Source organism: Sphaerospermopsis sp. LEGE 08334 (genome assembly GCF_015207205.1).
Taxonomy (GTDB): domain Bacteria; phylum Cyanobacteriota; class Cyanobacteriia; order Cyanobacteriales; family Nostocaceae; genus Sphaerospermopsis.
In genome coordinates this window covers 1-14,034 of sequence record NZ_JADEXH010000018.1, presented here as the reverse complement: position 1 = coordinate 14,034, position 14,034 = coordinate 1, and the positions used below count along the sequence as shown (strand labels likewise).

Sequence of the window (14,034 nt, the reverse complement as noted above, 5' to 3'; positions counted from 1 at the left end):
TTCTATACAATCACTCATTTAGTCATTTTTGATCATTTCCAGCAAGGAAAGTTAAGATGAAAAAAATTCTCATAATCGAAGATGAACCACAAGTAAGAAATAACATACAAGAAATTTTAGAATTAGCTGATTTCGATACCTTAGTTTCTGAGAATGGTCAACAGGGTTTGCAATTGGTAAAAGAGAATAAACCAGATTTAATTATTTGTGATTTAATGATGCCTGAATTAGACGGGTATAGTCTATTAACCCAACTGCGTCAGGATATTTCTACTGCTACAATTCCTTTAATTTTCTTGACTGCTAAAGCGGAAAGAGCAGATTTACGTCGAGGGATGGAACTTGGTGCTGATGATTACTTAACTAAGCCTTTTCAACCTGATGAATTACTGCAATCCATTGCGGCTAGATTACATAAACAAGAAATGCTTGAACAAGAAACTCAGCAAAAGTTGAATGATTTACGCACTTCTATTAGCAACTCACTACCCCATGAAATCAATACTCCTCTCAATCATATTATAGGAATGTCCAATTTATTGATTCAAGAGCAAGGAATTCTTTCTACTACTGACAGTTTAGAAATGCTCGAATCAATTAATAAAGCTGCTCTAAGACTGCATAGACTGATGATTAATTCCCTCATGTATGCCAATCTAGAACTATTATCATCTAATCCTGAGAAAGTTGCTGCTATTCGCAATAATGTGGACAAGTCTTTTGTGCGTCCAACTTTAGAAAAGGTAGCTTTTAAAATCTCTCAAGACGCAGGTAGATCATCTGATTTAACCATAGAAATCTCCGATGCAATGGTCAATATCTCAGAATTGAAATTGAAAAAAATTCTTGAAGAAATAATTGACAATGCTTTTAAATTTTCCCAACCAAATACACCTGTAAAAATTATAGGTTCTAGCAGTTTTCATGGTTTTAATTTGTATATAATTGACAACGGTAGAGGTATGAACAAAGAGCAACTTGCTAGGGTTGGGGCTTATGTACAGTTTGAACGCAAAATGTATGAACAACAAGGTTCTGGTTTAGGATTATCAATTGCTAAGAAATTGGTGGAAATCCACGGAGGAGAGTTTTCAATTGAGAGCTTACCTGGTAAACAAACGATTGTTCGTATGGTTCTACCTCAGTAAAAGGTGCAGAGTTAAGAATCTATTGATCTATGGCACTAAAACGCTTTATTATAGAAATGGGTATGGGTGTTTACTAACTGTTTGTAAGTAACTCAACCTTAAAAAATTTAAGACCCAGATCCCCGACTGCTTAAAGAAGTCGGGGGTCTATACTTTTCAACCTGAAATTTCAACGGTATCACTCCCCCAGCAATTTGTAATTTCGCAACAACTTTGTATTTTCAGAAGTCAATAATTCCCGCAAACTATCTACCTCATTTAATATATCGAGTTCCTGGGTGTATGCTTCCTTTAAAATCAACAGATATTTCTCCCGCTCTTTTTCATTTTTTGCTTGTTTGAGCATATAAATTGCCATGTTAATACTAGAAAGCGGATTACGTAAGTCCTGGGAGATTGTCTCTAACAAGTTTCCTCGAATTTGTGCCAGTTGCTGAGAGTTTTGCAAGTCAGTGCGATTTTTTTTGATTTCCTGCTGTAGTGTTTCCGTTTTTTGGTTTTCTTGCAGATACGCCTGATGGGATAGTGAATGTCTTTCTAAACGTGCTTTGACTGCTTCTAAGATTTCAAACATCTCAAAAGGTTTGGAAATATAATCATCAGCCCCCAATCCCATACCTTGACGTAAATCATTGCGGTTGGCTTTAGCAGTGAGAAAAATGAAGGGAATATCAGCACATTTAGGATCTTGTCGCAGTTGTGTTAACACTTCATAGCCATCTACCTCTGGCATCATAATGTCACAGATAATCAAATCAGGTTTTTTGATTTTAGCTAACTTTAAGCCGATTTTTCCATTTTCCGCAGTAATGACAGAGAATTCTGCTAGTTCTAAAATCTCTTGGAGATTTAACAAAATTTGAGTTTCATCTTCAATGACTAGAATTAAACTCATAGCTTGAAAGGTATCCTAAATATAGACTTATTCAGAAGTATTTTTGACTACTTCTGGCAATAAAGCTACTAATTGTAAGGGAATTGTCACATCAAAAGTCGTCCCTAAATAGGGTTTGCTATTTTGTGAACTGAAACTCTTGATTTATCTTCGTTTTCGGTTTCTGTGGTTTGCGCTTGGCGTTAGCCATCAGCAAGCCCTAAATAAATAGGTGATACTTAACGTAAGCATTTAGCTAACAGCAGTTATCGGTCAGCCGTAAAACCCTTTTAGTGCAAGGCTCTGTGATGAAAATTTTTATCTTACAGCACTTTCCGGTGTAATGAGGTACACTATGGGCGGGCAAGATGCCCACCCCACAAAAGTTTTATGATTATGATTTGTACCTCATAGCAATGAAATATGCTGTATTTACCTACAATATGCTGTATTACTAATTAACAATTAATAATAACCAACTACCAATTATTAATCACCAATCGCCAATCATAAGGAAGAAACTGTGAAAATTTTAACTAACCATAGCACTATTTTAGTAGTTGACGACAATCCTATTAATTTAAAACTTATGGATTATACCTTGAGTGCCGCAGGATATAACGTCAAAATGGAAGCAAATGGACTAAATGTGATACAGAAAGTTAATGATATTATGCCTAATTTAATTCTGCTAGATATTATGTTGCCTGATATTAGCGGATTTGAAATTTGTGAGCAACTTCAAGCCGATCCTCGCACGCAGTCGATCCCGATAATTTTTATGACTGCTCTGGCTGATACTATGGATAAGGTGAAAGGTTTAAGTCTAGGTGCTGTTGATTATATTACCAAGCCCTTTCAAAAAGAAGAATTACTAGCCCGTGTACGTACCCATTTACATTTACAGAGTTTAATTACATCTTTAGAACGGCAAAACCAGGAACTCAGACAACTGACACAACGTAATGAGGACTTAGAACAGAGAGTGGCAGAACGAACAGCAAAATTACAAGCAGCACTAGAAAAAGAAAAAGAATTAAGCCAATTGAAATCTCGGTTTATTACAATGGCATCCCACGAGTTTCGTACACCTTTAGCCATTATTTCTTCATCATCGGGTATTTTGCAAAAATTTAGCGATCGCCTGAGTGCAGAAAGAAAAGAGCAACATCTCCAAACCATCCAAAACACCATTAAGCATATAACCCAAATGCTGGATGATGTACTGATGATTAACCGCGCCGAAGCCGAAAAAATAGAATTACATTTAGAAACATCAGATATTATCGCTTTCTGTCGTCATCTCAAAGAAGAAATCGAAACTACGAGTAACCAACATACAATTAATTTCTATGTAGATTTAGGCGAGGAAATTATGGAAAATTATCTGATTATTCAGTTTGATGAAAAAATTTTACGGCAAATTCTCACCAATCTCCTAACTAATGCTATTAAGTATTCTCCGTCTCACAATTTGGTTAATTTTAGTTTGACTAAAAACAATAATCAAATATTATTTAAAATTAGCGATCGCGGCATTGGTATTCCTGAAGCAGATCAAGCTAATTTATTTGAACCTTTTAACCGAGCATCTAACGTTGGTACAATTGCGGGAACTGGTTTAGGGCTGGCCATAGTCAAAAAATGTGTGGATCTGCACCAAGGGAAAATTAACGTAGAAAGTCGTGCGGGAGAAGGAACAACATTTACAGTTAGTCTTCCTTTTTTCAAAGGATAATTAATATCACGTCTAGTTAAACAATTAACATATCTGTTGAGGCTGGTAATTGGTAATTGATAATTGGTAAGTAGGTAGGCACAAAAAAACCAAACTATGTAAAGCAGGACTTACACAAAAAATAACGAAATTAGGGGTAATTCATGAATTACCCCTACGTAAAAATCATGTTTGTAGTCCAATCTGGCGTAATTACTATAAAGATTGTCAATTATCCATTATCAATTGATCATAATGGTATTATCACTGGGGAAGCATAATTTTAATAATAGTTTCTGCTCCTGGTATACTCTCAATTAAAAACTTTCCTCCATGCAGTTCCACTAACATCTTAGCAATTGATAATCCCAGTCCAGAACCTTGTTGTTCGTACATTTTACGTTCAAACTGGACATAAGCCCCAACTCTAGAAATTTGCTCTTTGGTCATTCCTCTTCCGTGGTCAATCACATATAAATGATAGGAATTATTACTGCTATACCCGATAATTTTTACTGGTGTATTAGGTAGAGAAAATTTCAAAGCATTATCAATTATTTCCTCAGCAATTTTACTGAGTCTGACAGGAGAAACTTTGACTATTGCATCAGATATTTCTATACTCAAATCTGCTGTTCTATGTGCTTTTTCAGCAATTTGTAAAGCTACATTTTCCATAGTTGATTTGACAAAACTTTTGACTCCATTATTACGAAGCCGTTCCACTTTTTCTGGATCAGATGCTATTAATTCCAAGTCTGCATACATCAGGAAGTTAATAGTTAGTCTATGTAACCTCAGAGCAGCTTGATGAATGGATCCTAAAATTTCCAGATTTTCATGGGAAAGGCTTTCCTCAAGCATCAATAAATTTGATAATCCTAAAATATGATTCAGAGGAGTATTGATTTCATGGGGAAGTGAATGACTGATAGAAATGCTTAAATCATTTAATTTTTTTTGAGTTCGTTCATCTACTATTGCTTGTTTATCCAATCGAGTATTAATTGCTTGTAGTAATTCATCTGGATGAAAAGGCTTAGTTAGGTAATCATCTGCACCAAGTTCCATCCCTCGACGTAAATCTGATTTATCCGCTCTAGCAGTTAAGAAAATTAAAGGAATGGTTGCAGTAGAAAAATCCTGACGAAGTTGAGTTAAGACACTATAGCCATCTAACTCGGGCATCATCAAATCACAAATAATCAAATCAGGATGTTTATCTTTAGCCAATTGCACACCCTGTAAGCCATTTTCTGCAATTAGTGTATCAAAATCTGAGAGTTCTAAAATTTCTTGGATATTGTTTCTGATTTCAACTTCATCTTCAATAATTAAAATGTTTTTCATTTTTTTGTTTCCCTGATATTGGTCAATAAATAATTATTGGAACTCAAATGGCTTAGTTAAATAATCGTCTGCACCCATCCCCATACCTTGACGCAGGTCCTTTAGCGGTGAAAAAATGAACGGAATTTTCGCTGTAGCTGGCTTTTGACGCAATCTTTGGATTAGTTCATATCCATCTAAATTGGGTATCATCCAATCGTAAATAATCATATCCGGTTGATGTTGCTCCGCCATTTGTAATCCTTGCAATCCATCTTCTGCGGTGATGGTAGCAAACCCCTGGATGTCAAGAATTAGCTGGATATTTTCTCGTATTTGAGGCTCATCTTCAATGATCAAAATTGTATTCATATAGATAGATTTGGTAGATGGATTAAAAATAAGGATAACAACTCAGATTGCCTTTTGCTTTAATCTTGATACTTGATTATGACTAATTGTAAGCTATTTGCGCTTCGTGATAAATGAGGAATAACTGACTTAATATAATTTAGCTGATTCTACTGTCCACTTAGAAAGTCTTACCGTAGATATACTTACAGTATATCAGTAGGTTGCAGGGATTGAATATTCAACTTACACAAGTTAGGACTTACGCAATATTGTACTAAAAATATTGTACTAACAACCTGATTCTTGGTTGGGGGTAATTCATGAATTACCCCTACTTTCTTTCTATTTTGCATAAGTCCTGCAACTGTGAATGTGAACAATTTACGAACAATTTACAGTCCCATAATTTTCACATCTTCAACCGGACTAGGGCTAAAAATAATAGAATTAATGACTAATATAATATCTGCCAAAAATGCTTATGAGAATTTCGTTTTTTAGGTTTTTGCTAACTTCTCTGTGGTTGATGGTTGCCTTTTTAGCTACAAATTTGCAAAATAGGAATACAGTTTTAGCGGAAGCACCCCCAGAAGTTTCTCAATTAGTTAATGGTAAACAGATTAATGTTAGTAAATCTGAATTTGGAGTGAGAATAGTAGACTCCCAAGGTAAAGCTAATTTTTTTCCCACCACCAAAGTACCTTTAAAAAAAGGTGATGCTTATGGTTGGAGAATGACACTACAAAATTACCAGGGTAAAGTCAAATGGCGGGAAGTTTTAAGTTTACCAAAAGCCCCAGAAACTTGGGCTACACCGGAGAAAGATGAGAATTTTTCCCTATCTGCGGATGGTAGTACAGCCATCACAACGCGGACGCAAACAGTTAAAAATGGTGTGATTGAAAATTACTGGAAAATAGCTCCTGGTGATCCTCTGGGTAAACACAGAATAGAAGTTTATGTTGATAATCGTCTGATTTCTATTTTTGAATTTGAAACTGTAGAATTTTAGCAAGAGTTTTCTCGTTTTCTCGTTCCCATATTCTGTCTTATCAATTGATAATTGATAATTGACCATTGTTTCATTTCAGGTTTAAAACCTCTCCTTTCCAGGGAGGAGAGGTAATTTTCAATTGTTAATTGTTAATTGTCAATTGTTGATAGTATTCCCAGTCTGAGACTGGGAACGAGAAGAACGAGAAGAAAATAGGGTTTTATTCTTCGTCTAATTCCATATCCTCTTCTTCTTCATCTTCATTTGTTTTCGAGACAGAGTTAGCAGAAACAACCGCACCTTTATCTAGTTTTTCCCGCACTTGCTCTTTAATTTTTTCTGCAAAATCTGGTTTTTCTTCTAGGTATTTAATGGCGTTATCTCGACCTTGGGAAATGTTATCACCGTTGTAACTGTACCACGCACCTTTACGCAGTAAAATGCCGGTTTCTTCTGCTAAGTCCACTAAACAACCAAGGGTAGAAACTCCTTTACCAAAGATAATGTCAAATTCGGCAATTCTAAAGGGTGGTGCAACTTTATTTTTGGCAACTTTCACTTTTACTCTATTACCAAATTCATCAGAACCTTTTTTCAAAGTTTGAATTCTGCGAATATCTAGACGCACGGAAGCATAAAATTTCAACGCATTACCGCCCGTTGTGGTTTCTGGACTACCGTAGGTGACACCGATTTTTTGCCGTAATTGGTTAATAAATATAACTGTGCAACCAGATTTACCAATATTACCTGTAATTTTCCGTAAGGCTTGGCTCATCAATCGTGCTTGTAAACCTACGTGAGCATCACCCATATCACCTTCGATTTCCGCACGGGGTACTAGGGCGGCTACGGAGTCAATGACAACTATATCAACTGCGGCAGAACGTACTAACTGATCAACGATTTCTAAACCTGCTTCACCAGTATCCGGTTGGGAAACCAGTAAATTTTCAATATCTACACCTAGTGCAGCCGCATAGGTGGGATCTAATGCGTGTTCTGCATCTACGAAAGCAGCTATGCCGCCATTTTTTTGTATTTCTGCGATCGCATGAAGGGCTACTGTAGTTTTACCAGAACTTTCCGGTCCATAAATCTCAATTACCCTTCCTTTGGGTAAACCACCACCCAAAGCTAAATCCAGTGTGAGCGCCCCTGTGGAAATTGTTTCTACACGCATCCGGGTAGCATCACCCAAACGCATAATCGCCCCTTTGCCAAAGCTGCGCTCAATCTGGTTTAGTACCATATTCAGTGCTTTTTGCTTGCCAGTATCCGCTGTGTTGGTTGCCATTAGAGCCTCTAAATATAGGATTTAACAAAGTTGCGTTGGGTTCTTGATTAGAACAGATATACTATTTTAATCGGAAAAAGTGCAATTGGTAAGGTGTGGGAAAAAGTTTTTGATTAGGTGACAGGTGACAGGTGACAGTAGTTAGAAGTTAGAAGTTAGAGGAGTTTCAGGAGTTAGGCGGTTAAATTTCTTTAATTGTGCCTCTTACCTTTTGCCTTTTGCCTTCTGTTCCCTGTTCCCTGTTCCCTGTTCCCTATAACTTAATACTGTGGCACAGAAGGATCTACTTCCAAACTCCAAGCATTAATTCCACCTTTAACGTTAGTTCCCACTATACCCGCTTCTTTGAGAATAGCCAGAGCTTTGGCAGAACGTCCACCCATTTTACAATGGGCAATTAAACGGTGTCCGTTAAGTAATTCTTTTACCTGAGTAACACCATCACCATTTTCAATATCTGGTAATGGTACCAACACAGAACCAGGAATTTTCGCAATTTCATACTCGTGGGGATTACGTACATCCAACAGGACAAAATCCTGCGTCCCATTATCAATTAATGCTTTTAATTCCGTAACGGTCATTTCTTGAATGTCCATTTGTTGCTTCGCTTCTGCTGCTTTTGCTTGGGGAATACCACAAAATTCTTCGTAGTCAATCAGTTTTTCAATTACCGGACGGATGGGGTTAGGACGCAATTTCAACTCTCGGAATTTCATATCTAAGGCGTTGTACAACATTAACCGCCCACTGAGAGTAGTACCTTTACCAATAATAATTTTTACCGTTTCCGTCGCTTGGATCACGCCAATGATTCCCGGTAAAATTCCTAACACACCACCTTCTGCACAGGAAGGAACCATTCCTGGTGGTGGTGGTTCGGGATATAAATCACGATAGTTAGGACCACCTTCGTAGTTAAAGACGGTTGCTTGTCCTTCAAAACGGAAGATTGAACCGTAAACGTTAGGTTTGTTTAATAATACGCAAGCGTCGTTAACTAGATAGCGTGTGGGGAAGTTGTCAGTTCCATCAACGACGACATCATAAGGACGAATGATATCTAAAGCGTTTTCCGCACTGAGACGAGTTTCGTATAAGTCAACCTGACAATAGGGGTTAATTTCGTGAATGCGGTCTTTTGCGGATTCAATTTTCGGTTTACCTACCCAGGATGTACCGTGAATAACTTGACGTTGCAAGTTGGAAAAATCAACCACATCAAAGTCAACAATACCGATGCGGCCAATACCTGCGGCTGCTAAGTATAACAGCAATGGTGAACCGAGTCCACCAGTACCTATACATAATACACTGGCAGCTTTGAGGCGTTTTTGTCCTTCTAACCCGACTTCGGGCAAGATTAAATGACGGGAGTAGCGTTCGTAGTCGTCTTTAGTTAACTGGATGTCATCCAGATTAGGATTTAGCATAGTAAGAAAATGCAGAATCTCAGAGTATTAATACTAACTCAAAGTTGGTTCAGTTTATAGGTTCTATTTTTTTGGCTGGGGGAATTATATCACGTTGGGGTGTGGGAAGGGGCGATTGCACTTTTTTGAGATTGAATGATTTTAGCTCACGCAAAGACGCAAAGACGCAAAGAGTAAAAGAGTGTTGATAAGTCTCCAAATATTGTATTCTCTCTGTGTTCTCTGTGCCTGGAGTGGTTCGTTATTTCATTAGGAGTTACGCAAGATTGTACTATAAACCTAATTCTTGCGTAGGGGTAATTCATGAATTACCCCTACTTTTGTTCTATTTTGCGTAAGTCCTGTTCATGAATCTCAGTTAAATTTCTGAATAATTGGTGATAAAGTCGCTATTTGCGTTTTTTACATCCTAAAATCTTGGATATCCTAATATGGCTCGCTATCAGACAATTATCTCGTAAAATATCTTGTAAAATCTCTTATTTAATAAACCGATGACTATACTGTTAAGCAGGTATAAGATTATTAAGCAAATCGGTACAGGTGGGTTTGGAGATACTCACTTAGCTGAAGATACTGCATTACCAGGTAATCCTAAATGTGTTGTTAAGCACTTAAAAAGCAATCCTGATCCGGGTGTATTGGCAATTTCTCAAAGATTATTTGAAAATGAAGCCAAGATATTACAAGATTTAGGTAAAAATGATCAAATTCCTGGCCTTTATGCTTATTTTGAAGACAAGGGGGAATTTTTTCTGGTACAAGAATTTGTAGATGGACATGATCTGAATCAAGAGATTGTTGTTGGTAAAAAGTTAAGTGAAGAGAAAGCAATTAAACTAATACAAGAAATCCTAGAAGTTTTATCATTTGTTCATCAACAAAATATTATTCATCGAGATATTAAACCATCAAATATAATGCGTCGTCATGATGATGGTAAAATTGTTTTGATTGATTTTGGAGCAGTTAAAGAAATAGCGGCTTTTACAGTTAATTCTCAAGGGCAAACTAGCTTAACTGTAGGTATTGGTACACCTGGATATATGCCTTCTGAACAGGCAAATGGTAGACCGAAATTTGCTAGTGATATTTATGCTGTAGGAATAATTGGCATTCAAGCGGTAACGGGTTTATTACCTGCACAGCTTGAGGAAGATTCGACTACTGGGGAAATTATTTGGCGAAATTATGCCCAAGTTAGTGATAGATTTGCAGAAGTTTTAAATAATATGGTACGTGATCATTTTAGTCAACGTTATAAAAATGCCAGTGCGTTACTCAGACCTTACCTTCAATATTAATGCACCTAGAGGACATTTACCAAATACACCGACAGAATATACTAGGGTTTCTTTTCGCAGAATGATACCTCTGATTTCACCTTGTAAGTTGTAAATTATCAATTATCTATCATCAATTATCAATTGATAAAACTTCTATAATTTCCCTTTTAAACTGATGACTATCATCCAAACAAAAACTATTTAATTCACCCGCTTTACCTTGAACAACTGATACAATAATATAAGAATATTCTGCCCAAGCATAGATTCTATCCCACTCTGAAGGAATAGCAGGATAATCAGGATGGGAATGAAAAATACCAATAATATTTAAATTACGGTTTCTTGCTTCCTTTTGTATTTGTAACATGAAAAAAGGAGCGATCGCATATCTTCTTCTGGTACTATATTCTTCCTGGTTTTCTGAAAAATTACCCCTTTCCCTATTCCATACATTTTCTGTAGGTATCACTTCTACAACTGTTTTCACCCCGTTACTAATATAACCCAGTATTAACCCACAACATTCATCAGGGTAGGTTTTTTCAGCATGAATGTTGATAATTTGCAGGTGTTCAGGGAGAATCTTGAGAATATTCATAAATATAGATATTGTGATCAAACGTAAATTTATTTATTAATCCCATACTTTGCAAATATGATCAATACTATCTCCCAGAAATTTTCATCTTTCGCAAGTTATAGCAAATAAACTACTCAAAAGATAGAAGTCAAGAAAATACAATAAAATATATAGTTTATAAACTGGTGTTATAAATATCAATTCATTTATTCATTTATATTTTCCTGTACATAACATCACTTTTAGCTATTACTTGTAGTTACAGCATATTTCATACCAGTGAGGTACAAACTCAAATCATAAAACCCTTGTGGAACAGGCATACTGCCTGTTAGCTTTGTACCTCATTTACCTCGAAACTGCTGTATTACTTGCTCGGATTCTTATGTGTAAATGAATCAAAACTATCAACAAAAATGAGGGTAATTTAATGTTAAACAAGGTTGAAAAAAATAATTTTAAATTAACTCATAAACTGGGTAAATTTCCAGTAATTATTAGTTTATCTGTAATGGCATTCATGCTCCCAGGTTGTGAAGTTGACGACAGAAGAGAAGCATTTGAACCTGTACCACCAGGAAATGTTGTCACTGAAACAGTTACAGATCAAACAGATCAACTAATTGGTAAAACTGTCACAATTAGAAGTCAACCTATTAGAAAAATTAGCCCTTCCGCTTTTACAGTCATAGATGAAAAGATGTTTGGTACACAAAACCTTTTAGTGATTAATTCCACTGAAGAACCTTTTCAGCTACCGGAAACAACAGATACAGAAATTCAAGTTACAGGACAGGTAGAAAGATTTAATTTGGACAAAATTAATCAAGATTACAAATTAAATTTGCAGCCAGACTTATATCAAGAATATGAAAATCAACCTGTAATTATTGCCCAATCTTTAGCACTATCACCCACACCAGGAGAACTCACAACTAACCCTAATGTTTACTATGGTAAAACATTAGCAGTAACAGGTGAAGTTGAAAATATAGACAGTCCAGTTGCATTTACTTTAAATGAGGATAAACTATTAGGAACACAAGATTTATTAGTATTACACACCAAATCTGAACCCGTAGTCAGAGAAGGAGAAAAGGTAGCTGTAACAGGTGTTTTGCGTCCATTTGTAGTGGCAGACTTAGAAAGAGATTATGATATTACCTGGGATTTAGATTTACAAAGAAAGCTAGAAGCGGAATATCGTGATAAACCTGTTTTAGTAGCTACTGATGTTTATCCTTCCGCTATTCCCCAGTAAGCTGAATACTTAAATAAAATTGACTTTACCAGTGTCAAGATCGTAAAAAGCACCGACAACGTTTAATCTACCTGCGCGAATTAATTTAGCTAACACTGCTGAATTATTCTGCAATCTTTCAACTTGGTATTGAATATTATTAATGATAGCATTCTGTTCATAATTACTATCATTAATATCATTTGTTCTTTGTTGAATTTGAGGTAAAGCTGGTCTAATTTCATCAACAATAGAACCAACTTTTCCAGGAACTGGTTGATTTTTGATAGCTGCTTTCACCGCACCACATCTTTCATGACCCAAAACTACAATTAGTTCTGTACCTAAAGCAGTGGTAGAATATTCTAAACTACCAATAGCTTCATCACTAGCGATATTTCCAGCAACTCGCACAACAAATAAATCACCTAATCCTTGATCAAAAGTTAATTCTGGTGGTACACGAGAATCTGCACATCCTAATATTGCTGCATAGGGATATTGGGTTTTAGAAACTGATTGTAAGCGTCTTTTTGATTGGTTCGGATATCGACGACTTTGATTGATAAATCTTCTATTTCCTTCTACTAATCTGCGTTGAGCTTCATTGGCACTAACTGGGTTAGGATTAGGATTAGTTTCAGGAATAATTATCTCTGAACGGTTAGTAATTATTTCATTACAAGCAGTCAGACTACCAATACTTAATGTAGTTAAACCTGCGATTTTTAAGAAGTGACGACGACCTACAAAACCGTTAATTCTACTCATAAGTATCCCTGAAAACTTCTGCATGGTTTTCAAGAAGATATCAGATTTAATAATGATGGTAGAGTACCTAATTACACGGTTTAAGGGTTATTTAATCTTTTGCTTAAATACCTCATGTTACACATTGATAATAAATTCTGACTCCTGACTCCTGACTCCTTGCTTTTAATGTCCTCCCGCACCTAAATATAATTCTCCTACTTTTGGATCATTCAATAATTCTCTCCCAGGTCCAGACATTGCATCACGTCCAGATTCTAACACATATCCTGTATCAGCCATTTCTAACGCTTTTCTCGCATTTTGTTCTACTAAAACTATCGCAGTTCCCGCTTGATTAATTTGTTTAATCTGTTCAAATACTTGTGTTACCAAAATAGGAGATAAAGCCGCAGAAGGTTCATCTAATAATAATAAACTAGGTTCTAACATCAAAGCTTTACCCATCGCTAACATTTGTCTTTCTCCACCTGATAAAGTTCCTGCACGTTGACGACGGCGATCGCTCAATCTCGGAAACATTGCAAATATATTATCTTTCAATGGTTTCAGGGGAATATTCCGCACAAAAGCCCCCATTTCTAAGTTTTCTTCTATTGTTAATGATGGAAAAACGTTAGCAATTTGCGGAACATAACACATTCCCTTTTTCACAATTTGATCGGATTTTAAACCATTAATTTTTTCCCCTTTAAAGGTAATCGTACCTGTGTGGGGTGTCAACAATCCAAAAATTGTTTTTGCTAAGGTAGATTTACCCGCACCATTAGGACCAATTACAGTTACTAATTCTCCTCGTTCAACTCGAAAATTAATACCTTGCAATATATCGACATCTTTAATATATCCAGCATGGACATTTTCAACTTCTAATAAATAGTTATTAGTCATTAGTTATTAGTTATTAGTTATTAGTTATTAGTTATTGGGCATGGGGCATTGGGCATTGGGCATGGGGCATTGGGCATTGGTTTATTAATCTCCCCATCTCCCCACCTCCCCCTGCTC

The 14,034-nt window shown here is 36.2% G+C and carries 13 protein-coding genes; 5 read left to right on the top strand and 8 right to left on the bottom strand.

The features are described 5' to 3' along the window. The first annotated feature begins 56 nt into the window (after window positions 1-56). Window positions 57-1,148 (top strand): response regulator, encoded by a 1,092-nt coding sequence (locus IQ237_RS11765; protein WP_194055310.1) that lies wholly within the window; start codon window positions 57-59, stop codon window positions 1,146-1,148. Between the two features lie 178 nt (window positions 1,149-1,326). On the opposite strand, the gene IQ237_RS11760 is transcribed toward IQ237_RS11765, so the two are convergent. Continuing rightward, window positions 1,327-2,043, bottom strand: coding sequence for a response regulator (locus IQ237_RS11760; RefSeq protein WP_194055308.1), 717 nt, complete (start codon window positions 2,041-2,043; stop codon window positions 1,327-1,329). A gap of 502 nt (window positions 2,044-2,545) precedes the next feature. Here IQ237_RS11760 and IQ237_RS26910 point away from each other — a divergent pair. Next, window positions 2,546-3,760, top strand: coding sequence for a hybrid sensor histidine kinase/response regulator (locus IQ237_RS26910; protein ID WP_194055306.1), 1,215 nt, complete (start codon window positions 2,546-2,548; stop codon window positions 3,758-3,760). A gap of 243 nt (window positions 3,761-4,003) precedes the next feature. Here IQ237_RS26910 and IQ237_RS11750 read toward each other — a convergent pair whose 3' ends face one another. After that, complete coding sequence (locus IQ237_RS11750; RefSeq protein WP_194055305.1) at window positions 4,004-5,089, bottom strand: response regulator; 1,086 nt, start codon at window positions 5,087-5,089, stop codon at window positions 4,004-4,006. 33 nt (window positions 5,090-5,122) lie between these two features. Continuing rightward, window positions 5,123-5,440 (bottom strand): response regulator transcription factor, encoded by a 318-nt coding sequence (locus tag IQ237_RS11745; protein ID WP_194055304.1) that lies wholly within the window; start codon window positions 5,438-5,440, stop codon window positions 5,123-5,125. A gap of 463 nt (window positions 5,441-5,903) precedes the next feature. Between IQ237_RS11745 and IQ237_RS11740 the strand changes: the two genes are divergently transcribed. Continuing rightward, window positions 5,904-6,434 carry a hypothetical protein gene (locus IQ237_RS11740; protein WP_194055303.1) on the top strand — a complete coding sequence of 177 codons (531 nt, stop codon included), beginning with the start codon at window positions 5,904-5,906 and terminating at the stop codon, window positions 6,432-6,434. Window positions 6,435-6,636: 202 nt separating this feature from the next. Here the strand turns inward: IQ237_RS11740 and recA are convergent, their stop codons facing one another. Then, a complete protein-coding gene (gene recA / locus IQ237_RS11735; protein ID WP_194055302.1) occupies window positions 6,637-7,713 on the bottom strand; it encodes a recombinase RecA in 1,077 nt (358 codons plus the stop codon). Between the two features lie 260 nt (window positions 7,714-7,973). Further along, complete coding sequence (moeB, locus tag IQ237_RS11730; protein WP_194055301.1) at window positions 7,974-9,146, bottom strand: molybdopterin-synthase adenylyltransferase MoeB; 1,173 nt, start codon at window positions 9,144-9,146, stop codon at window positions 7,974-7,976. Window positions 9,147-9,640: 494 nt separating this feature from the next. Here moeB and IQ237_RS11725 point away from each other — a divergent pair, with 494 nt between their 5' ends. Continuing rightward, window positions 9,641-10,450 (top strand): serine/threonine-protein kinase, encoded by an 810-nt coding sequence (locus tag IQ237_RS11725; RefSeq protein ID WP_194055300.1) that lies wholly within the window; start codon window positions 9,641-9,643, stop codon window positions 10,448-10,450. A gap of 112 nt (window positions 10,451-10,562) precedes the next feature. Here the strand turns inward: IQ237_RS11725 and IQ237_RS11720 are convergent, their stop codons facing one another. Beyond that, a complete protein-coding gene (locus IQ237_RS11720; RefSeq protein WP_194055299.1) occupies window positions 10,563-11,033 on the bottom strand; it encodes a Mov34/MPN/PAD-1 family protein in 471 nt (156 codons plus the stop codon). 412 nt (window positions 11,034-11,445) lie between these two features. Between IQ237_RS11720 and IQ237_RS11715 the strand changes: the two genes are divergently transcribed. Beyond that, window positions 11,446-12,276, top strand: coding sequence for a hypothetical protein (locus IQ237_RS11715; protein ID WP_228020077.1), 831 nt, complete (start codon window positions 11,446-11,448; stop codon window positions 12,274-12,276). 9 nt (window positions 12,277-12,285) lie between these two features. Here IQ237_RS11715 and IQ237_RS11710 read toward each other — a convergent pair whose 3' ends face one another. After that, window positions 12,286-13,026, bottom strand: coding sequence for a carbonic anhydrase (locus tag IQ237_RS11710; protein ID WP_194055297.1), 741 nt, complete (start codon window positions 13,024-13,026; stop codon window positions 12,286-12,288). Window positions 13,027-13,191: 165 nt separating this feature from the next. Beyond that, window positions 13,192-13,917 carry an ABC transporter ATP-binding protein gene (locus IQ237_RS11705; protein WP_194055295.1) on the bottom strand — a complete coding sequence of 242 codons (726 nt, stop codon included), beginning with the start codon at window positions 13,915-13,917 and terminating at the stop codon, window positions 13,192-13,194. Window positions 13,918-14,034 lie beyond the last annotated feature (117 nt).